We start from the raw sequence: 21957 nt of genomic DNA, 5'->3' as shown, positions 1-21957 counted from the left end.
TCGTGGGGAAATCCCGGCATGCAGGCCGGGAGAATTGGGGATGAATCGTGAGTCAGGACCGTTCGCAGCTGGTGGAGACCATTCGGGACGTGGTGGCACAGCATGCCCACCTGAGTAGTGACGCCGCCAGTTTGAGCGCATCGGAGAGTCTCTACACCGCGGGCATGACCTCCCACGCCTCGGTCAACGTGATGCTGGGCGTGGAAGATGCCTTTGACATCGAGTTCCCGGAGGAGATGCTCACCAAGGAGACTTTCGAGTCCCTGGACTCGATCGCCCAGGCAGTGGCCACCTTGCAGGATGAGCAGTGATGAGCCTACGCACCGAATTGGGTGCCACGGACAAGGTTGCTGATCAGCACGAAATTCCCACCGGCACCACCGTGGTCCGGGATCTGCCGCCGGACACCCACAACACGTGGGAGCAGCGCGTTGAGGCCGTCGTTGCGGTGGCGCGCGAACACGCGGACGACGTCGATCGACAGGGCAGGTTTCCGCACGAGGCCATTGGCGAATGCCGCCGGCAGCGGATTTTCGGTGCGGTGGTGCCCCAGGCTCGCGGCGGGCGTGCCGTCAGCATTGTTGAGTTGTGCGCACTGATCGAGGAGCTGGGCCGCGTGTGCGGTTCCACGGCGGCAATCGTTGCCATGCACTTCAGTCAAGAGTTGTGCCTGACTCGCCATGTGGACTTGGAGCAGGAGTCCGCGCTCACGGCCGTCACCGAGCGAGTGGCGGCCGAGCAGTGGCTGCTGGCCTCCTCCACCACGGAGAAGAACATTGGCGGGGACACCCGGACGTCGTCGTGCGCTGTGGTGGAGAACGGGGACGGGACTGTCACGGTGTGCAAGTCCGCGCCGGTGATCTCCTATGCCCGTTATGCGGACGCCATCCTGGTCACCGCCCGGCGTCATCCGGAAGCGCCCTCCTCCGAGCAAGTCCTTGTGGTGGCGCCCAAGTCCGCCCTGAAGCTGGACCGGACCACACCCTGGGACGCACTGGGTCTGCGGGGGACCATGTCTGAAGGGTTTGAACTGGAAGCCACGGTGTCCGCGGATCACGTGCTGCCCGTGGACTTTGCCACCATTTCCTCCCACACCATGCTCCCGGCCTCCCACACGCTGTGGGCCTCCTCCTGGTTGGGGCTGGCCAGTGCGGCGGGGGATCTGGCCCGGAAGTTCGTTCAGAAAAAGGCCCGGGCCACTCCGGGCGAACTCCCGCCAGGTGCGTTGCGTTTGGCTGAACTGGAGATCGAGCTGCAGCGCATGACGGACGTGGTGCGCGTGAACGTGCGGCGGTTTGCAGACCAGGCCGATGACGTCTCCGTGCTGGGTTCCATGCCCTTTGCCATTGCCATGAACACCCTCAAGGTCTCCACCTCTGAGCTGGTGCGGCAGATTGTGGGGGATGCCATGGTGATCGTGGGCATTGCCTCTTATTCCAACACCGGGCCGTGGTCCCTGGCTCGCCCTCTGCGTGATGCCATGGGTCCGTCCCTGCAGGTCAACAATGACCGCATTCTGAAGAACACGGCCACCCTCCAAATGGTTTCCAGGGGGCGGCGATGACCACGGAACCTGATGTCCTCGACGCCGAGCGTGCCTTTGAGGCCGAGCTGCTCCAAGCGCAGTGGCTGCTGCCCACATTGGGTGCTGGTGTCACCGGAACCGGCGTGGCCATGGAGGCCGTGATCCAGGGCCTGCAACGCCTGGCGCGGGACCGTGTGGCCAGGCACCTGCCACGTCCGGGTGCTCTGCAGTCCGTGCGGTTCCCACCGGTCAACGGGCGCTCCATGCTGGAACGCACCGACTACGTGGCCAGCTTCCCGCAGCTGTTGGGCACCGTGGACGTGTTCTCCGGGGACACCAAGGATCACCGCCGCCTGCTGGCTGACCGTGAGGCCGGTCTGCCCTGGGACGGTCACCTGCACACCAGCGACTACGCCCTGGTACCTGCCGCCTGCCATCCGCTCTACGCGTGGCTGAGCCAGGTCAACGCCGCCACCGTGGACGGCACCGTGTGGACCATCACGGGCGACTGCTTCCGCAATGAGCCCTCACCGGATCCCATGCGGTTGGTCAGCTTCCGCATGTTGGAGTTCGTGCTGGTGGGCAGCCCCGAGCAGGCCGTGGCCCACCGCACCGCCATGCTGGAGCTTGGGCAAGGCCTGTTGGCTGGCCTGGGGCTGGCAGTCACCGTCGAGGGTGCCAATGACCCGTTCTTCGGGCGGGCCGGGGTCATGCTGGCCAAGGGCCAGCGGGCCGCGGAACTGAAGTTCGAGATCACCACTGAGATCTATCCGGGACGCAACACCGCCATCTCCTCCGGCAACTACCACGAGGACCACTTCGGGGCGGAGTTCGACCTGCGCACCCCGGATGGTTCCGTGGCGCATTCGGCCTGCTTCGGCTTTGGACTGGAACGCATTGCCCTGGCCCTGGCGCGCACCCACGGCACGGACCTGCGGACGTGGCCTGAGTCCGTCCGCGACTTGTTGGGACTGGATGCCGCATGAGCGCAGGGCCTGCCACCAGTGCTGTGTTCCCAGGTCTGAGCGCGGAAGGTTTCACACCTCATCCGCTGCATCAGGACCAGTCGCTGTGGTCCAACACCAACTGCTACCTGGATGTGTGGGTTGAGCTGCTGCACGGCATGGGAAGGCGCCCCGAGCCGCTGTTTGCTGCGGCCGTTGCGGCCGAAACCCAGGTGGAACAGTTCGAGTTCCTGAAGGTGGATCACCGGGACCTGGAGGAGGTCCACGGGCTGCGGGTGGGGGAGTACGACGTCTGGAAACCGCTCCTGGAGCATGTGCTCACGCAGATGGCGGCAGGCAACCTCATGATCATCGAGGCCGATGCACATTGGCTCCCGGACACCCGCGGCATCTCCTACGGTACGGAGCACACCAAGACCTCCATAGTGCCGTTGCGGGTGGACCCGCAGCAGCGTCACCTGGTCTATCTCCACAACGAGGGCCTGCACGAACTGCGCGGCCAGGACTTTGACTTTGTCCTGGGTGAGCAGCGCAGCCAGGGCATTGTGCCGGCACCGTACGTGGAGTTGGTGCGCCTGGATCGTCTGGGAGCCGCCAACGACGACGACGCCCGTGCGCACACCGTCCGCTTGCTGCGTCACCACGCGCTGCGGGCCACAGCCCACAACCCGGTGGCCGAGCTGATGGACGTGGTGCGCTCGCACTTCGACTGGTTGGCTGAGGCCGGCATGGATGGCTATCACGCCCTGTGCTTTGAGACCACACGGCAGCTGGGAGTGGTCAGCATGTTGGCGGCAGAGGCCGTGAGGTTCAGCGCCGTGGAGGAGATCCAGGGGGCCGCTGAGGCATACGTGACGGTGAGCAAGGAGTCCAAGGCGCTGCAGTTTCAGCTGGCCCGGGTGGCTCGTGGACGCAAGTCAGCCTCCCTGGAAACCACCATGGCCACCATCAGCGAACAGTGGGCCCTGGCTGCCGCCACCCTGAGGGAGTGGGCCGGACCGTGATGACTGAGCTGGACTGGAGCCTGAGGCGTACCCGAGCCGGGGCAGTGGCATTCTCTGCTGACCTCCAATGGGACGGCACGTTGCTACCCAGCACTGCCCGCCGGCCGGACTCGGTGCATGACGGGCTCCTCCAGGACGTGATCTCTGCTGCCGTGGGGTGGGAGCAGGATCCAGACACCGTGATCAACTCCGTTGCCGCCACGGTTCCCGGAACCGTGGCGGGTGCATTGCGCGATGCGGGACTTGATCCACTGGATGCCCGGGAGTCGGGTGGCCAATCACTCGTGCACCCGGATGACTTCGACTGGTGGTGGAGCACCTCTGTGCAGTTCCCGGATGGGCCCAGCCACCAGGGTGGTTCCGTTGCACGCACGTGGCGCTTGCGTTTGTGCGGGGTGGCCACCGTTTCTGAAGTCTTCTGGGACGGGCAGCGGGTGGCACATTCGGTGAGTGGGCTGGACGACGTCGTGGTGGATCTTGCGGGAACTGTTGGAACCCATGAACTGGCCGTGGTGTGCCGAGCGCCGTCGTTGGTGCCGGTGCCGCGTAAACCCCGACCCCGCTGGCGCTCAACGTTGGTGGCGGATTCCTCCTTGCGCTGGCGGCGTACGCCGCTGATCGGGCGCATCCCGTGGTCCGGGACCCACCCCGTGGTGGGTCCGTGGGGTGAGGCCACCCTGGAACCCGTGGACGGTCACGGTGTGGAGGTGCAGGGTGTACGTACCGCACTGGACCGGCCAGGTGGAACTGCCACGGCTGATGCCACAGGTCGGGTCGAGGTCTCCGTGCGGGTGCCGCAGCAGGTGACCGTGCGGGCAACATGCGCAGCACCCGGGCAACAGGCAACAGTGGTCACGGAGGAATGGGCGCTGGAAGCCGGCGAGCGCACCCTGGTGCTCGCCGTGGCAGATCCTGCGCTGTGGTGGCCGGCCACCCACGGTCAGCCGCAGTTGCACCTACTGACGGTCTCCGTGCGTGGCCCGGGTGAGGAGCCGTGGCACACCATCCAGCAGTGCCAGGTGGGTTTTCGCCACATCACGGCCGAGCAGCATGACGGCGGATTCGCTCTGGCGGTCAACGGACGCAAGATCTTTGCCCGCGGTGCCGTCTGGACCCCCGTGGACCCTGTGACCCTGGGTGGTGACCCTGCCGAAATCGATCGGATGGTCCGGGCCATGCGTGCCGCCGGGGCCAACCTGCTGCGGATTTCCGGGACGCATGCCTGGGAACAACAAGCTTTTTACGATGCCTGTGATCAGCACGGAGTCATGGTGTGGCACGACGCCATGTTGGCCACACTGGATCCGCCCTCGGAGCCGGAATGGCTGGCGCTGGTGGAGGCAGAGCTGCGCACCTGGTTGCCCCGGCTGGCAGCCCACGCCTGCGTGGCGGTGTTCTCCGGTGGCAACGAGGTGTTGCAGCAACCCGTGCTGTGGGGCCGGGACCTGGCGACGATTCAGATTCCGGTGATCGAGGACCTGATTCCCAGGCTGTGTGCCGAGTTGGCACCGCAGGTTGTTCATGTGCCCTCCAGCCCCAGTGGGGGCACACCGCCCACACGTCCGGACACCGGGATCTCCCATTGGTTCGGGGTGGGGGCCTACCGTCGCCCACTCACGGACACCCGGACCAGCGGGGTGCGGTTTGCCGTGGAGGCCCTGGCCTTTGGTGTGCCACCAGCCGCCTCCCAGATCGCAGCCGCCTTCGGCTCTGCCACTGCTGACCACAACGACGACGCCCGCACCACCTGGCGTGCCGGTGCCGCCAAGGACCCCGGTGCGTCCTGGGACTTCGAGGACACCACGGTGCACTATGCCCGCCGTTGGTTGGAGCCGGGCCTGGAGGCAGACACCGGGGCGGCCGGTGGGGCGCCGTCGAACCCTGAGGAACCGCCCCAGGGCGCAACGGGTCTGGTGCCAACAGATCTGGTCTCAAGGGGTTCGGCCCCAGCGGGTTCGTTCTGGGCGCAACTGAGTCGAGAACAGCAACTGCAGGCGGAGCGGGTGGCTGCGGCCCGCGCCGTGGAACACACACTGACGGATCTGCGGCGGGAGGCCTCCGGGTGTGACGGTGTGGTGATCCTCTCCAGCCGCGATCTGACGGCAGGGCCCGGGTGGGGATTGTTGGATCACACGGGCCGGCCCAAGGCCACCTGGTACGCCATGCGCCGGGCGTGCGCAGACACCGCGGTGCGCATTGTGGACGACGGACTGTCCGGGCTTCACATTCACGTACTCCATGACCGTGATGAGCCGTTCACGGGCATGATGGAGGTCAGGACCTGGAGCCGACACGCAGTGGCTGGTCCCTCTGCCCGGGTGCAGGTGGAAATGCCAGGGGCCGGGGAGAAGATCTGGAACGTGGAGCAGGTCCTGGGTGGGTTCCTGGACCTGAACCACACATGGGGTTTTGGGCTACGGCAATGGGAGGCCGTGGCCGTGGAGATCATCCCTGATGGCATCGGGGACCCCGGGGGAAACTGCGCTGTGCGTTGCCTGCGGGAGACCCGGCTTCTGGGTGATGGGCACCGGGACGCCGCTGCTGATCTGCTGGAAGGGCTGTCCCTGAGTCAGCTGGATGGTGGCCACACGGACGGATTCCGGGAGGTGGGTCGGGAGTCCTCACTCTCGGCGGCAGGGGTCAGCGTGGATGTGGGGCCGGGTGTGGTGGCAGAAGACGATGTGATGACTTTGGGTCCGGGGGAGAAACGGGAGATCGCCGTGGTCTTGGCCAAGAACTGGCCGCAGACACCGGCAGAGACCCAGGAGAGGCAGAAATGATCAAGGGAGAACCGACGTGGATCGGTACAGGATCCGCTGCAGTGCTGGCTTGGGTCCACACCTCGCCAGAGGCCACAAGCCGTGGCCTGGTGGTGGTGGCACCGCCGGCCGGACGTGAGTTGACGCTGTCCGCGCTGACCATCCGCAGGCTGTGCATCATCTTGGCGCAGGCCGGATTCACCGCCGTGCGTTTTGGATGGCGTGGAAGTTTGGATTCCCAGCCGCTGCTGCCCACGGACGACGCCGTCCAGGCGTGGCAGGCGGATGTCCGGGCCGTGGTGGACGGCACCCGTCAGCTGCTGGGCGTCCACGATCTGCCCACGCATGCCGTGGGGTACCGAACCGGTGCCGCGGTGGTGGGCAGCATGCTGGAGGAGTTCGACACCGTGGTCTCCTGGGAACCGGTGGCCGGCAAGACTTTTGTCCGCCAGTGGTCCCGACTGCGGCACACCGTTGCACATCACGTCCCTGACACGGAGGGGCTGGTGGACCTTCTGGGCATGGCCCTCACCCCGGAGCAGGCCCAGCAGTTCAGCACTTTAGGTATTCCACAGCCCAGCGACACGGTGACATCGGAGCCAGGTGCCGCTGATGAGGGCACAGAGCAAGCGGCCGGCGCGGCTACCACGGTGGTGGAGGTCAAGGAGGCGGACAAGCGCCGCGCCAAAGCCATGTACGGCGTGGAGCCCTTTGACATCCGAGTGCACGATGACGTCCTGAACCGCGTCCGTGACGCCCTGCCGGCAGCCACGGCTCGCCCGGTGGCAGCGGAACTGCACACCGTGCTGGAGAACACCTGGACGGATGCGAACGGCCACCAGTTGCACGAACGTGTGGTGGAAGTGGGCCCGGAACACCGGGTGGGAGTGGTCACCTGGGCACAGGGCTACGGCGAACCCGGAGACTTCCGCGGGGCGGAAGGGTTGTTCGTCTCAGGTGGTGGCCCGGATCCCCGCTACGGAGGTGGCGAATGGCCGCTGATTGCCCGCGCCTTGGCAGCAGACGGACTGGTCACCCTGCGGGTGGACCGGCCCCTGGTGGGCGATTCCACGCCCGTGGACGCCATTCGGGCCACCAACAGCTACACCCGCCGCAGTGCTGTGAGCTTCCAGGAATCGGTGGACTGGCTGAGGTCCAACGGATGCGAGCCCGTGCATGCGGGGCTGCTGTGTTCATCCGCGTGGGCGGCAGGGCTGTCTGCGGTGCACGGTTCACCGTTGAATGTTCAGAGCCTGGTACTGATCGGGCACGCCGAATGGAAGATGTCCGAGCAGTTGTGGGAGCAAGTGCGGGAAACCTACAACGCCGATGCCCCGCGCACAGCAGCAGCCACGGGCACGGTCAACCGGGCGGCACGGAACTCAGCTGCCCCGCAGATGCCCACGCGCAAGATCCGGCCCGGGCTGCCGGGGGTGCTGGACCGCGTCCTGTGGCTCAATGACCTCCGCATCAGCCAGGGTCTGCCTGCCGTCAAGGCGGTGCTCCGCGACCAGGTGGTGCAGCTGCTGCGCACACGTATGCCGTACGTGCTGTGGCAGTTGGCCGGCAAGCAGGGGAGGCTGGAGACCCCCGAACGTGTGCTGGAGCCTCTGAGTCGCAACACCCGGGTGGTGGTGCTCAACGGCCCGGATGATCTTCCGCGGTGGCAGGTCACCCGGGCGGATCGGGCCGTGGACAAGCTCTCCGCTGCCGGGCGCAGCGTCCGATCCGTGGAAAGTGATCGTCTGGACCACTCCGTCATTACGGCAACCGGGTGCAGGACGGTCCTGGAGACCCTGCGCACCGAGCTGGTGGGGGACCACGCGGCAGGAGACGCACAGCCGCACATTGCCCCAACGGCGTCGTGACCACGTCCCTGACCACCGGGCCGATTCCCACATGGATTCGTGTTCCGGGAGCTGACGGCTTCCCTGACGCCGGCGTTCACGGTGTGCTTGAGGCTCCCCGCAGTGGGCGAGCCCGTTTCGGCGTGGTTCTGGTGGCTCCCGTGGGGCGTGAACAAGTGGTGAGCGTTCGGGCGCTGGTTGCGTTGAGCCATGAGTTGGCCTTGCGCGGTGCCGCGGTTCTGCGGATCGCGCTGCGTGGCACGGGCGATTCGCACCCGGCCCCGGAGAATCTGTATGAGGCCTGGCAGCAGGACGTCATGGCTGCTGTGGGTGAGCTCGGCAGACGCGCACCTGGCGTGCCGCTGAAAGCAGTGGGACTGCGGATCGGGGCAGCTGTCCTGGGCAGCGCTGCCGCCACCCATCAGGTGCCTGTGCACCAGGGCATCTTGTGGGAACCGGTGGGAGGCCGTGCCTACCTGCGCAAAGCGGCTGCGTTGCGCAGGATGAGCGTGGCGCGCCCCGTGGCGGATCCCGCCCTGGGCACTGAAACCTCCGGGGAGCTCTACACGCCTGCTCAAGCCGATGCCCTCAAGCGGTTCAAGGACCCCGGCACCGGGCCGTTGCCTGACGGATGGTCAGTGCGCACGGAGCAAGACCGTGGAAGTGCCGAACTGCTCTACGAGGTCTCCAGCGAGTTCGCCCGAGTGCCGCGCAGCAGTGTTCAGCAGATCGCCCTTGACCTGGCTGAGCCGCGTGGTTGCGCCGAGTCCGCCGTGGATCTCCAGCCGCTTGAGACCATGGAGCTGGTTCATGCCGGGTCCACCGTGGTTGAGCGCTTGGTGGTCACTGACGCGGGCAGTCCAGGCATTTTCACCGCTGCCCCCGGGGACGTCACCCCAGCAAGAACAGCGGCGAGGACCGCAGACGGGACTCAGGACGCTTCCGGTCATGCCGTGTTCATGGTCTCGGCGGCCGCTGAGCCCATGGATGGCCCCACCGGACTGTGGACCGCCTGCGCGCGGGACCTGGCCGCCGCTGGTCTCACGGTGCTGCGTACGGACCGACCCCGTTGTGGGGTGCTGGCCGACCCCCTGGACGACGACCCCCCCATTCCCTACGAACAAGCCGCCATCAACGCCGTCCGCGCGGACATCGCCTGGTTGGCCCGCCACACCGGGGCACCCGTGACAGGGGTGGGCCTGTGTGTGGGCTCCTGGCTGCTCATGAAGGCCGGAGAGGCCTGCGGACTGCAGCGCGTGATCGCCTTCAACAACATCGCCTGGCGCACCGGAACCACCCATTACCAGCGGGTCTACACCAAGATCGCCGGCTGGGACGGGGCACCTGCTGCCCTTGCGGCCACTCAACAACCGGAACCTGGTACACCGCACGACGACGCCGCCCACAGCTCCCTCCTCGTGCACGCCGCCCACCTGCCACGCCGACTCAAGGGCTGGTTGTCCCTAGCCAAGGACACCCTGGAGAACAACGCACCGGCGCGGTTGTGGCATCTGATGGGGTACACCGGCCTGGTGGATGCGCCATCCCTGGTCCTGGACCAGACGGATGTGCCGGGGCTGGAACTGGTGCAGGGGCGCGAAGACCTGCTGCGCTTCCACCAGCTCAACGGGACATGGGCCGCCAGCCGGGCCCAGCGTCGTCGTGGACGTGGTGGCGCTGGGGTGGGTCCTGAATCCGGGGCTGCCCACCGTGAGATTCTGCTCACCCGCCACCGATCAGGTGAGGTCTTGTCCCAAGCCAGCGGGCTTGTGGTGCGTTCTGTCCCCGAACTTGACCACGCGTTGCTGAGTGCCGCCGCCAGGGTGGCGGTGCGTAGTATCCTGCTCGAACTCCTTGTAGGAGCGGGATCGGCCTTTGGGGAGGCCGACCGTTCGCGCCACGGTCAACCGGGGACAACCGACCGCGACCCATCCGACCCTCTCCAGGGCGCTGCAGGCACAAGGGCCACCATCATCTAGGAAGGCGCGCCAAGGCATGGCCACAACGGACTCGGGGAAGAAACGCCGCGGCGCCGGTAAACACCGCAAGGTGGTTGAGAGCGGCCGCAAGCAGACTGAGAACAGCACAGGGGCGGACACCAGCGCATCACGGCTGGGCCAGAACATCCTGTGGAACTACCTGTCCGGATTCACCTCCATCTTTGGTCTGCTGCTGCTCTACCCGCTGGCGGTCTCCATTGTGGGTGCCAGCTCCTACGGCCTGTGGGTGCTGGCCATCGGTGCCATCCAGATGCTGACCATGACGGACTTTGGTCTGGGGGCCGGAATTGTCCGTACCTTGACCGGTATTCCGGACAACGTGGACTACCAGCGTGATCGCCGCATGTTCGTCACCGCAGCCCTGCTGGTGTTCTTGATCCTTGCCACGGTGCTGACCGCCGTCTACACGCTGATCTTCCCGCTCTACCTGCAGGCAGTGACCATCCCTGAGCAGGACCAGGCGATCTTGTGGCCCATGACCATCCTGGCCGGGCTCACCCTGTTCATCTCCCTGGTGGGCCGCGGCATGAACTCCGTACTGTGGGGCTTGAACCGCCCGGACATTGAGCGCAAGGCTGCGGTGATTGCCATTCTGGGCCGTGCGGCCGGCTATGCGGTGGTGGTGGTCACGGACACCGGGCTGCTGGGCATCGTGGTGGTGGAATGCCTCTCCTTGATGCTGCCGCCGCTGGTGTGCATGGTGGCCGTGGCCCGCCGGTTCAGCTCCCCGGTCTTTGGCCCAGGGCTTTGGCGCGACCACGGCAAGCCCCTGATCAAGATCTCTTCCGTGATGTCCATTGGTGCGCTGTCCCAGTTGGGCATCTACCAGCTGCCGTTGTTCCTGGTGGGTCCCACATTGGGCTTGCACGCCACCACCGCCTTCGGTGCCCTCATGCGCGTGTACCAGTCTTGCCGTCTGGTGGTCTCCTGGATTGCCCTGCCCTACGGGTATCCGTTGCGCATTGCCACCCCTGACAAGGCGGCACAGATCCTCAAGAACTGTCTGACCCTGACCGTGGGCATCGGCCTGCTCATGGGCGTTGCCCTGGCCACCATTCCCACGGAATTGATGACCGCGTGGATGGGCGATGACTTCGCCTCTGCCGCGCTGGGACTGTCCATGTTGGCTCTGGGCATCATGGCCGAGGCCATCACCCAGCCGGCCAACCTGGTGATGAACCTGCGTGGCTCAGCCGTGCGCGCCTCCATCCTGAGCCTGACCACGCTGGTGTTGACCCTGCCCGCAGTGTGGCTTGCCACCTTCACGGACAGCATCACCGTGGTGGCGCTGGCCACCGTGTTGCCCAGCTTCCTGATGTCCGGGGTGCAGATGTACCTGGCCAACAAGGACGTCTCCTACGGGCTGCAGCGCAGCGACCTCACCCGATGGGGCGGGATGGCAGGTGGTGCTCTGCTCTACGCCGGATTCGCGCTGCTGGTGGCGTACTTCCTGCCCACCTGGCCCACCATCCTGGTGGTCGGTGCGGGTCTGGCAGTGATGGCCTTGCGGATGCTCAAGCTGGTACGGGCCGACGGCGCTGTGGTGGCTGAGATGAGTGAGGAGAACTCAGAAGCCCTGGTGGCGCAGCGGCAGGCCCAGAACGCCACTGAGGACAACGCCCGGAGCACAACCGACCAGGAGGCCCGGGACGCAGAGGAACCGGGCCGCGCCTGACACAGGTGACCACCACCCAGGTGCTGACGCCCCGGTGGTGGTGGGCCATCGGGGCGTCAGCGGGGTGAGTGGTATTACCGTGTGAGGGGCAGTACCGGGTGAGACCCGGTCAGGAGTGGGCCAGATCCCGGTAGATGGCCATGTAACGCTCGGTGGCGCGGTTGATGTCGAAGTCCCTGTGGGAGAGCTCCCAGGAAGCCTGACGCAGGTCATCAACCTGCTCCGGGGTGCGGGTGAGGAACCAGTCCACAGCGGCTGCCAGAGCATCCGGGTCCCGCGGGGGCACGGCAAGGTGCTCGTCCACGGTCATGAACGCGGCGTCCCCGGCACGGGTGGTGATCACCGGCAGACCCTCACTGATGGCTTCCAGCCCCGCCATGGGCAGAGCCTCGTTGTAGCTGGCAAAAATCAACGCAGCAGCCTGGCGCAGCTTTTCCCGGACATTGGTGATGGTGCCTGCAAACTCCACCACACCGTCCAGACCCAGTTCAGTGCGCCACGTTCTCAGTTGCGTGTTGGCCTCATCCACACCGTTGCCGGCGCACAACAATCGCGCCTGCGGGTGTTGTGCGTGTACCCGGGCCATGGTCTCCAACAGGTTGCGGTGGTCCTTGGGCGGGGCGAACCGTGCCAGGTGCAGCAACAGCTGACCACCGGGATTCGGCGACGGCGCCTGGGTGACTGTGGTGCCGTTGAAGATCACGGGCATCTTTTCCGGCGGGAACGTGTAGCCGAACTCGGCCGTGATGTTCCGGGCGGAGGGGGAGCAGGCCACCATCTGGTCCATGCGGAAGGACATCTTGCCGGCTGCCTTCCAGGCGGCGTGGGCCACCTTGGAGGAGGAGGCGTCCTCGCCGGCGTGCTGGGTGGAGATCCGGGGTCGTCCGTGCGGGGTGATGGCGTTGACCAGATCGGACTGGTGAAGGTGTGAGTGCACCACGTCGATCTTGTGCTTGCGCACCAACCGCAGCAGGTGCACGGATGCGCGGGCCGGTAGAACTTCCTTGCGGCTCATGCCCACGTAGTCCACGGTGGTGGCTGCTGCCTCCAGACGATCGCTGAGACCGCCGCGTCCCAGCAGCACCAGGATGTGGACCTCGTCCTGCGGACCCCGGCGCTGGGCCAGAGCCTCGATCAGAGTTTGTGCCCCGCCGGTGTCGGCATCATTGACCACGTGCAGGATGCGCATGTTGCTCCTAGTTCTCGGAAGGGGTGTGCCCTGAATCAGCGGTTGCCACCGGCGCGTGGGATGTGCCCAGCTCGCTGTGCCGGTCCTCGGCCTCCAGGTCATCCAGTTCACGGTCCAGATCGGCCTCGATCTGAGCGGTGCTGGGAATCAGACGGTGTTCGGGCACAGGCTTGTCCGGCCAGTGGCGGGTCAGTTCCAGGCCCAGGCAGACACCGGCGCCACCCCACAACCAGAAGGCGTTGTCATAGGTGATGGTGCCGCCGGCAATCACGCCCCACACGAACACGTGCAGGATTCCGTAGAAAATGGGCACTCGGCCACCGGAACGCAACAGCAGCAAGCACATGAGCACAAAAGCCAAACCGCCCACCAGCATGCCGTTCTCCGCCACCATGCGCCCGCTCACGGAGAAGATGTCCTCAATGGGGTTGTAGTAGGTGAAGGTCTCCGTGGGCATGTTGCTGGAAACGAATTCTTCATTGACGCGGCCACGGCCCAAGCCACCCCAGAACGCTCCGGGGTCCTCGAACAACCGCTTGAACACGGCTTGGATGGAGGAACCGCGGTCCGCCCAGGACCAGTTGAAGGAGCTGGAACGTTCCTCCAACACGCTGTTGGCCACCAGGTAGGCACCTGCGGCAGCCGCCGGAACGCCCAGGACCCCGATCCATGCTCGGCGTATGGCCACGGGCAACACCATGGCCATGACCACAGCCCCCAGCACGAACACCGCGGAGCCGGAACCACTCACGGCCGTGGCCCACACGGCCAGGCCCACAGCAATCCAGTCCCGGGCCGCCGGAGACATTCCGTAGTGCCGGATCAGCACAATCAGCACCATGGCCATCAGCGTCACGGTTCCCACCATGAAGGAGGTCTCCGGGAAGAAGCCGAACGGCCTGCGGACGTAGGTCAGAAAGGTTTCCTCGAACGGCAGCAGGTTGGCGTAGCCCGGCAGTTCGTACAGGGCCGGGAAGGGCACGATGTTCAAGGTGTCAATGAACACGTGCTTCTGGATCACCGCGTACCCCGCGGAGCCGATCAGTGTCCAGGACAGCCACGGGATGGTGCGTCGTCGTAGGAAAATCACGGCGGCTGCAGCACCCGGCAGCGCCAAGGTCGCAGCGATCCAGGTGATCACCGGGATGATCTGCAGCGGGGTGGGGTCGTAGAACATCCGGATGAACGCGGAGAAGAACGGGATGGAGGCAAAGACCACCGCCACCGCCATCAGCGGAATGTACTTGATGCAGCGCAACACCAGAATGGTGGCCACAAAAGAGGAAATCGGCACGTTGGTGTTGCCGCCCAGCGCGATTCCCGCGTACGGGAAGGCGGAGAGCAGGATCAACAATGCCGCCAGGGCACGATCAAAGAATGTCCCCGTTTCCGGGTACTCACGACCTTCTGGCAACTGCGAGTGCCGCGGAGCGTGCATCCACCGCGGGCCACGCTGCGCGGGCAGCGCGCCGGTGTCCCAAGGGGCGCGTGAGGACGGCATGTCAGTGCCTCCGACCACGACGACGTGTGTTCAGGACCGCGTTGACCGTGGCATCCCAATCCGAACGGTCCGGGGCACCAGCCGGCGCGGATTGAGCCGAGCGGGGCTGGGCCATTGCGGCATCAAAACCCTGACGCAGGGCTGCGGCAAAATCTTTGGTGTTGTGAACATCAGCAAAGACCGCCGGCTGGTGCTCTCCGGCCTGTTCCCGCAGGGAGGCCAGGTCCGAGGCCACGATGGGCAGCCCCGCAGCCACAGCTTTGGCCAAGATCCCGGACTGGGCATCAAAGTGGGTGTAGGGAAGCACCACCACAGTGGCTTGTTCCAACAGTTGGGTGAACTCTGAGCGTTCCAAGAACCGGTCCACAACCGTCACGGTTCCGGCACGCCGGGCTCGATCGGCCAGCTCACGCCCCAATTCAGCGCTTTCCGCACGGCCTGCCACCACCAGTGGCACACCAGCATGACCTGCAGCATCGATGGCCAGTTCCACGCCCTTGTTGGCTCGCAGTTCTCCCAACACCAAGGCGTACGGGGAGCTGGTCAGCGCCGTCAGGTCCTGGGTGGCACGCCGGGCAGAGGTGGAGGCGTGGCCGGCGTCGTCGTCGGCAACCTCCACGGGTACGGACGGAGCGGTGGCAACGTCGTCGATCCGGGTGGAGGTGGGCAATGTGACGGCCACCAGGTCTCCGGGGACGCTGGCCCGTGCCGTGCGCTTCTGGTCCTCACCGTGGACGATCACGCGATCCACACCCCGGGCAGCGCCCAACTCCAAGTAGCGCAGCACACGCTCGCGGGCAGATGCGGCGGTCTCGTCGTGGTGGGGTTTGACGTTGTGCAGGAACAGTGCCAGGCGCTGGGAGCTCTTGGCGGTCAGCAACCGGGGCCACGGGTACTTGGAAGAGTCCAGGGCCAGCACCATGTTTTCGCCACCGCGGCGGCTCAGCTCCCGGATCTGTGCGTGTTCGCGCACCAGGTCCAGCACCTGAACAACTCGGCGCAGGGGACCGAATCCGGAGGTTCGCCGCGGCGGAACGGTCTCCACAATGCGCAAACCATGCATCTGTGGTTGCCCCAGGTAGGCGGCGGCACCGGGGCGGGAGAGCAGGATCACCTGCTCCACGGCGGGATCGGCCGCCAAGGCCATGGCGGTGTCCGCAGCGTGTTCGATCTGGCCACCGTACTCAGTGGGGCAGACCACGATCACTCGGGTGGTTGCGTAGGGGCTCACCACAGACTCCTTGCCGTGTGGGGTGTGCTGAATGCGGGGTGGCTGTCAGAGCCGCCGCGGTGGCGGCCGCTGCCAGGACCCGGCTGGTGGGTGGGTGGTGGCCGCTCAGGCAGGGCGGCGGGTGGATCCCGCGCGTGCCAGCACGATCAGCAACCCGATCACCAGGCCGACAACTGCGCCAACCAGAGTGTTCAGGGGCAGGGACGGGGCTGCCGCAGCGTTGGGCACCACCGCCTCCTGGACGATGTTCAGCTGAACCGGGGAGTCCTGGGTGTTGTCAGCGCCCTCCAACTGTGCGGAAGCATCCACCAGGGCCTGAGCGGTTTCCTGAGCAATGTTGGCCGCACGCTGGGCGTCACCGTCAGTGCCGGTGACGGTCACAACTGCCGTGTTGGGCGAGTTGGTCACCGTGACCTGAGTCTTCAGGGAAGAAGCCGTGGCACCATCCCCCAACTCCTGGGCAACGGGCTCAAGCACCCGTGAGGAGGTGCCGATGGCTGCATAGGAGGCTGCGCGAGCCTGGGCGAACTGTTCACCCATCTGCAGGTCTTGGACTGTGGTGGACTCAGCCACGTTCACAAAGATTGTTGACTGGGCCTCATAGGATTTGGGCATCACCAGTGCTGAGCCCAACCCGAGTGCAATGCCAATCACGGTGGTGATCAGAACGATCGGCCACATGCGGCGCAATGCCTTGAGATAACGCGCGAGCGTCACGGTGTTCCCCCTCATGAATCCAACCCAATGGGCATTCCCGGCCCTGTTCCGGGCAGTGAATGCGGTGACGGACGAATGAGTCGTCGTCAGTGCAGGACCCGTTGTTGTTCGCGGCTTTCCCCGAGCACGCGGTCACAGCCCCTGCGATGGGCCACGGTACATGGGATTTACTCGAAATGGATGGCGCTGGCCGCGGATGAGACCCATTACACGCGCAGATGTGGGGACACCGCCGCCGGGGCGAAGTGAGGCTGGTCGGTAGAATCTGGGTCAAAGCTGCGGCGTCAGGGGGACGCCGTTGCCGCAGGTGCGGTGGCCGCAGGTAGGGGAATCCTTGACGATGCCGCCCCGCAGGGCCAGGCAGGCCCCGTGGAGCATCTGATGGCATTCCACAACCTTGAGGGGGAACAGATCATGTCTGAACACGGTCACAGCACGCCAGAAGACCGTCAGAAGCTGGAGACTGCGGATCAGCCCGTGGTCACTACTGAGTACACGGCAGGGCTGGAGTCTCACCCGCTGGTTTCCGTGATCGTTCCCGTTTACAACAGCCGCATCAGCGTGGGGGAGACCATCTCCTCCCTGCTGCGCCAGACCTGGCCCAATCTGGAAATCATTGTGGTGGACGATGAATCACCGGACAACGCCATGGACCTGGTGTCCGTGTACGCGGACATGGAGATCCCTGGCCGCAAGATCATCACCACCTCCAAACCCAATGGCGGAGTGGCCTCCGCCCGTAACCGCGGATTGGAGCTCTACACGGGTGAGTGGGTGCTGTTCCTGGATTCGGATGACGCCTACCTCCCGGGGGCCATCACCCGCATGATGGCCGAGCGTGAGGCGTTGGGGGAGGGCAACTGGATTGTGGTTCCGCAGTCCGTGGAGGTCACCGGCGGCGGCCTGGACACCACCCGGCCCATGCACCGGGAACCCATGCCGGCTCCCGCCAAGCAGCGTGAGGTCATCCTGCAGTACAACTTTGGTGCCTTCACCGCTTTGTTCCCCCGCCGCTTCTTCCAGGAGGTGGGGACCTTTGACGACACCATGGCCTTTGTGGAGGACTGGGAGTTCTGGATCCGCGCCATCTACTCGGGGTGGCGGTTCCACCGGACCTCTGAGGTGCTGTGCATGATCTGGTGGACTGCCGGGTCCATGATGTCCAACCGTGCTGCCATGGACGCTGGTGAGGACGAGGCCCTGCGGCGCAATCTGGAGCGCTTCCGGGATGAGATGACCCCTGCGGAGATCGCCTTTGTGGAGCACCGCTTGGACGTTGGCTCGCCGCAGGGCCTGCTCAAGGCCATGGCTACCAACCTGCGCAACGGCAATCTGGAAGAGGCCAAACGTCAGCTGGATGCTGCGGCCAGTGTGATGCCTGCGCAGAAGCGTGTGGCCGTCAAGCACAAGATCTCCAAGCTGCCCGGCGGCATGAAGTGGTTGCAGAAGCGCCAAGGCACCATTGACGGTTACGTGGATTACGACCCCTCCACGGGGCGCTGAGTTCCCACGGACAGTGGTGGTCCGGGCCTGAGCTCATGTGAGCAGGCCACCACACCACTGTCCGAGCTGAGGAGTACCCTGGACGGGCGTTGTCCGCGCCTGACCACCCACCCCTGCCCAGGAGCTTCTTCACCATGTCCTTGACCGGTTTGGCATCCGTGCTGACTCAGGAACGTTCGATCGCCAACGTCCGGTCCCAGGCCGCGGTGGGTCCCGCCGAGCGCTCCGCGGAGACCATCATCAGCGTCACGGACGGTTTGCGTCCCGCCGTGTTCGCGCAACTGCTGGCGGGTCTGCGAGCAGCCGGAGAGCGGCGTGCCGGCCCCGCACCGGTGCTGTTTGTAGTGACCGCCACCGGGCGTGAGACCGAGGACGTCGTGGCGCAGTTGCCCACCTGGTGCCCGGATGCGCAGATCGCGGACTTCCCGGCCTGGGAGACCCTGCCGCATGAGCGCCTGTCCCCGCGCTCGGACACCGTGGGGCGTCGCCTGGAGGTCATGCGCCGCCTCAAACACCCGGGTCAGGAGCCGATCGACGTCGTGGTGGCACCGGTGCGCTCGCTGCTGCAGCCCGTGGTGGAGGGCCTGGCCGACCTGACGCCGGTGGTCCTGCAGAAGGGTGCTGAGCAGTCTTTCGACGACGTCGTGGCCGCCTTGGTTGCCGCAGCCTACGCCCGCGCGGACATGGTCACCCGGCGTGGGGAGTTCGCCGTGCGCGGCGGAATCGTGGACGTTTTCCCACCCACGGCCGATCACCCGGTGCGGGTGGAGTTCTTTGGGGACGAGATCGATGAGCTGCGTTGGTTTGCAGTGGCCGATCAGCGCACGCTGCGCGGTGGGCAGCACCCGGAGCGCATCATTGCCCCGCCATGCCGTGAACTGTTGATCACCCCTGCTGTGCAGTCCCGCGCGGCCAAGCTGATCTCCAAACTGCCCGGTGCGGAGGCCCTGCTGGAAAAGGTGGCCGGCGGCATCTATTCGGAAGGCATGGAGTCCCTGGCCCCGTTGCTGGCCGAACGCATGGTGCCGTTCGTCTCCTTGCTGCCGCAGGACTCCCTGGTGGTGGTCATGGAACCGGAGAAGGTCCGGACCCGAGCTGCGGATCTGGTGGCCACCAACCAGGAGTTCTTGGCCGCGGCCTGGGAGTCGGCCGCTGACACAGACGTTGCCCCCCTTGATGTGACCAACACGGAGGCTGAGGGTCGGTCCCTGGCCACCGGCTCCTTCCAGAGCCTGGAGGAAGCGCGCGAGTCTGCACTGGATGCCCACCTGGGGTGGTGGGCCACCACCGCACTGCCCGTGGATGCCTCCCTGGCGGAGGTGGATGCTGAAACCAGCGCGGAGACCATCAGGCTGTTGGACTCCGATGCCGACACCTTGAGCGTGGACGCGCGTGAACCCTTGTCCTTCGGTGGCAACGTGGAGGCCATGCTGGAGCACCTGGGTGAATCGGTGCGCGACGGCTGGCGTGTGGTGGCCGTGACCGAGGGCCCAGGACCCTTGCAACGCCTGGCAGAACTCATGCACGACGCCGGCATCCCGGCCTCTCGGCACGACACCCTTGAGGATGAGCCCCAGCCGGGAGTGGTGGAGCTGACCTGCGCCACGGCCGGTACGGGCTTTGTGGTGGAGTCGCTCAAACTGGCGTTCCTCACCGAATCGGATCTGCTGGGCCGATCTTCTGCCTATGCCGCCAAGAATTCGCGGCAGCTGCCGCAGCGGCGTCGTCGTAATGCTGTGGACCCCCTGGCGCTGAAGGCCGGGGACTACGTGGTGCACGAGCAGCACGGCATTGGACAGTTCGTAGAGCTGATTGCCCGCCCCATTGCCGGTGCCGTGCCCAAGGCGGGACAGCCGCGACCCATGCGGGAGTACTTGGTCCTGGAATATGCGGCCTCCAAGCGCAATGGGCCGAAGGACCGCTTGTTCGTTCCCACGGATCAACTCGATCAGATCTCCAGCTACGTGGGCGGGGAGACCCCTGCACTGTCCAAGATGGGTGGGGCGGACTGGAACCAGAAGAAGAAGGCCGCCAAACGTGCGGTCAAGGACATTGCCGGTGAGCTCATCCGGTTGTACTCGGCGCGCATGGCAACCCGCGGTCATGCTTTTGGTGACGACACCCCGTGGCAGCGGGAACTGGAAGAGGCGTTCCCGTACATCGAGACCCCGGACCAGCTGACCACCATTGACGAGGTCAAGGCGGACATGCAGCGCGAGGTCCCCATGGACCGGTTGATCTCCGGCGACGTGGGCTACGGCAAGACCGAGGTGGCCGTGCGTGCCGCGTTCAAGGCCGTGCAGGACGGCAAACAGGTGGCCGTGCTGGTCCCCACCACCTTGTTGGGGCAGCAGCACACGGAAACCTTTTCCGAGCGTTATTCAGGATTCCCGGTGCGGGTGGCCGCCCTGTCACGTTTCCAGACGGCCAAGGAGTCCAAGGAAGTCATGAAGGGCCTGGCCGAGGGCAGCGTGGACGTGGTGATCGGCACCCACCGTCTGCTGGGTTCAGAGGTCAAGTTCAAGGACCTGGGGCTGGTGATCATTGACGAGGAACAGCGCTTTGGTGTGGAGCACAAGGAAAAGCTCAAGGCCATGCGCACCAACGTGGATGTCCTGGCCATGTCCGCAACTCCGATTCCCCGCACGCTGGAGATGTCCCTGACCGGTATCCGGGAGACCTCCACCCTGGCCACCCCGCCGGAGGAACGGCATCCGGTGCTGACCTACGTGGGTGCTTACACCAACAAACAGGTCACTGCCGCGGTGCGGCGCGAGTTGATGCGTGAAGGACAGGTGTTCTTTGTGCACAACCGGGTCTCCTCGATTCAGCGCCGAGCAGCCGAACTGCGGGAGCTGGTGCCGGAGGCACGGGTGGCCGTGGCTCACGGGCAGATGAGCGAGAACGAACTCGAACAGATCATCGTGGACTTCTACGAAAAGCGCTTTGACGTGCTGGTCTCCACCACCATCGTGGAGACCGGTCTGGACATTGCCAACGCCAACACGTTGATCGTGGACGGTGCGGACAAATACGGCCTCTCCCAGTTGCACCAGTTGCGTGGGCGTGTGGGCCGTGGCCGGGAACGTGCTTACGCCTACTTCCTCTACGACGTCGAAAAACCCCTGACGGAAACCGCTCTGGAGCGTCTCAAAGCCGTGGCAGCACACAACGAGCTCGGCGCCGGTTTGCAGCTGGCGCAGAAGGATCTGGAAATCCGCGGTGCGGGCAACCTGTTGGGTGGTGAACAGTCCGGGCACATTGCCGGCGTGGGCTTTGACATGTACCTGCGCCTGGTGGGTGAGGCCGTGGCCGAGTTCCGCGGTGACAAGGACGATGCCCCAGCCGAAATGAAAATCGAACTGCCCGTCAACGCCCACCTGCCGCACGACTACGTCCCGGGGGAGCGGCTGCGCCTGGACGCCTACCGCACCTTGGCCAACGCCACGGACGAGGCCGGTGTGCTGGAGGTGGCCGAGGAACTCAAGGACCGCTACGGGGACCTTCCGGAACCAGCCCAGCTTCTGCTGGACGTGGCCCGTCTGCGGATCAAGGCCCGGGCTGCCGGGTTGGTGGACGTGGCGGTCCAGGGACCGAACATTCGATTCGGCCCGGTGGAGTTGCCGGAATCCCGTCAGATGCGTCTGACCCGTATGTACCCCGGATCCAAGTACCTGGCGGTGCCCAACACCGCCCAGCACGTGGCCTTGGTGCCCAAACCCAAGACCGCGCGCATCGGCGGCAAGGACCTGGTGGACGGAGCCATTCTGGCGTGGGCGGATGAGGTGATCACCGCGGTGATTCAGGAGCCGGCACCGGCCGTCTGACAGCTGGAACATCGGGTGCGGATTGGCGCGGCCAGCAGGCGACCAGGTACGCATGCTTTGCCCGCCACTACTTGTGGGGACAGTGGCCCCGAACAGGCCGATTGGGCATGAAATTCCGTGGCAACACACGTATGTTTTTTGGTGGAACAGGGAGAGTGCAGCCTCCCGCTGACCCGTTGGATCCACGCCACCGAAAATCTTGGGGATTTCGGAG

14 protein-coding genes are annotated in these 21957 nt (G+C 65.6%); 10 read left to right on the top strand and 4 right to left on the bottom strand.

Annotated elements, in window-relative coordinates; all coding sequences use genetic code 11:
* Nucleotides 1-47 precede the first annotated feature (47 nt).
* The 8 genes from GTW58_RS05590 to GTW58_RS05555 are packed head-to-tail and all read left to right on the top strand — an operon-like array spanning nucleotide 48 to nucleotide 11775.
* Nucleotides 48-311 carry an acyl carrier protein gene (locus GTW58_RS05590; protein WP_052209265.1) on the top strand — a complete coding sequence of 88 codons (264 nt, stop codon included), beginning with the start codon at nucleotides 48-50 and terminating at the stop codon, nucleotides 309-311.
* Nucleotides 311-1564, top strand: a complete 1254-nt coding sequence (locus tag GTW58_RS05585) for an acyl-CoA dehydrogenase family protein (protein WP_081993491.1) — start codon at nucleotides 311-313, stop codon at nucleotides 1562-1564. The genes GTW58_RS05590 and GTW58_RS05585 overlap by 1 nt, the downstream gene beginning before the upstream one ends.
* On the top strand, nucleotides 1561-2511 hold the full coding sequence (locus GTW58_RS05580; protein WP_047688047.1) for a class-II aminoacyl-tRNA synthetase family protein: 951 nt from the start codon (nucleotides 1561-1563) through the stop codon (nucleotides 2509-2511). Before GTW58_RS05585 ends, GTW58_RS05580 begins: the two co-directional genes overlap by 4 nt.
* Nucleotides 2508-3494 (top strand): DUF1839 family protein, encoded by a 987-nt coding sequence (locus GTW58_RS05575; RefSeq protein ID WP_052209266.1) that lies wholly within the window; start codon nucleotides 2508-2510, stop codon nucleotides 3492-3494. Before GTW58_RS05580 ends, GTW58_RS05575 begins: the two co-directional genes overlap by 4 nt.
* Nucleotides 3494-6274 carry a glycoside hydrolase family 2 protein gene (locus GTW58_RS05570; RefSeq protein WP_157980403.1) on the top strand — a complete coding sequence of 927 codons (2781 nt, stop codon included), beginning with the start codon at nucleotides 3494-3496 and terminating at the stop codon, nucleotides 6272-6274. The genes GTW58_RS05575 and GTW58_RS05570 overlap by 1 nt, the downstream gene beginning before the upstream one ends.
* Nucleotides 6271-8121, top strand: coding sequence for an alpha/beta fold hydrolase (locus tag GTW58_RS05565; RefSeq protein WP_119932051.1), 1851 nt, complete (start codon nucleotides 6271-6273; stop codon nucleotides 8119-8121). The genes GTW58_RS05570 and GTW58_RS05565 overlap by 4 nt, the downstream gene beginning before the upstream one ends.
* A complete protein-coding gene (locus tag GTW58_RS05560) occupies nucleotides 8118-10079 on the top strand; it encodes an alpha/beta hydrolase family protein (protein WP_119932050.1) in 1962 nt (653 codons plus the stop codon). The genes GTW58_RS05565 and GTW58_RS05560 overlap by 4 nt, the downstream gene beginning before the upstream one ends.
* A gap of 16 nt (nucleotides 10080-10095) precedes the next feature.
* On the top strand, nucleotides 10096-11775 hold the full coding sequence (locus tag GTW58_RS05555) for a lipopolysaccharide biosynthesis protein (protein ID WP_119932049.1): 1680 nt from the start codon (nucleotides 10096-10098) through the stop codon (nucleotides 11773-11775).
* Nucleotides 11776-11884: 109 nt separating this feature from the next.
* Here GTW58_RS05555 and GTW58_RS05550 read toward each other — a convergent pair whose 3' ends face one another.
* The 4 genes from GTW58_RS05550 to GTW58_RS05535 form a co-directional block, all read right to left on the bottom strand.
* Nucleotides 11885-12964, bottom strand: a complete 1080-nt coding sequence (locus GTW58_RS05550; protein WP_119932048.1) for a glycosyltransferase — start codon at nucleotides 12962-12964, stop codon at nucleotides 11885-11887.
* A gap of 7 nt (nucleotides 12965-12971) precedes the next feature.
* Complete coding sequence (locus GTW58_RS05545) at nucleotides 12972-14465, bottom strand: hypothetical protein (protein WP_189587241.1); 1494 nt, start codon at nucleotides 14463-14465, stop codon at nucleotides 12972-12974.
* Nucleotide 14466: 1 nt separating this feature from the next.
* Nucleotides 14467-15696: a glycosyltransferase gene (locus GTW58_RS05540; RefSeq protein WP_232817896.1), complete on the bottom strand. Its 1230-nt coding sequence runs from the start codon at nucleotides 15694-15696 to the stop codon at nucleotides 14467-14469.
* A gap of 105 nt (nucleotides 15697-15801) precedes the next feature.
* Nucleotides 15802-16413: a YveK family protein gene (locus GTW58_RS05535; RefSeq protein WP_157980402.1), complete on the bottom strand. Its 612-nt coding sequence runs from the start codon at nucleotides 16411-16413 to the stop codon at nucleotides 15802-15804.
* A 381-nt stretch (nucleotides 16414-16794) separates the two neighbouring features.
* Between GTW58_RS05535 and GTW58_RS05530 the strand changes: the two genes are divergently transcribed.
* Nucleotides 16795-17916, top strand: coding sequence for a glycosyltransferase family 2 protein (locus GTW58_RS05530; RefSeq protein ID WP_157980401.1), 1122 nt, complete (start codon nucleotides 16795-16797; stop codon nucleotides 17914-17916).
* Between the two features lie 134 nt (nucleotides 17917-18050).
* Nucleotides 18051-21743 (top strand): transcription-repair coupling factor, encoded by a 3693-nt coding sequence (mfd, locus tag GTW58_RS05525; protein WP_119932045.1) that lies wholly within the window; start codon nucleotides 18051-18053, stop codon nucleotides 21741-21743.
* Nucleotides 21744-21957 lie beyond the last annotated feature (214 nt).

Origin of the sequence: Kocuria subflava (assembly GCF_012163155.1) — a bacterium.
GTDB classification, from domain to species: domain Bacteria; phylum Actinomycetota; class Actinomycetes; order Actinomycetales; family Micrococcaceae; genus Kocuria; species Kocuria subflava.
This window is presented reverse-complemented; position numbering and strand designations above follow the sequence as displayed.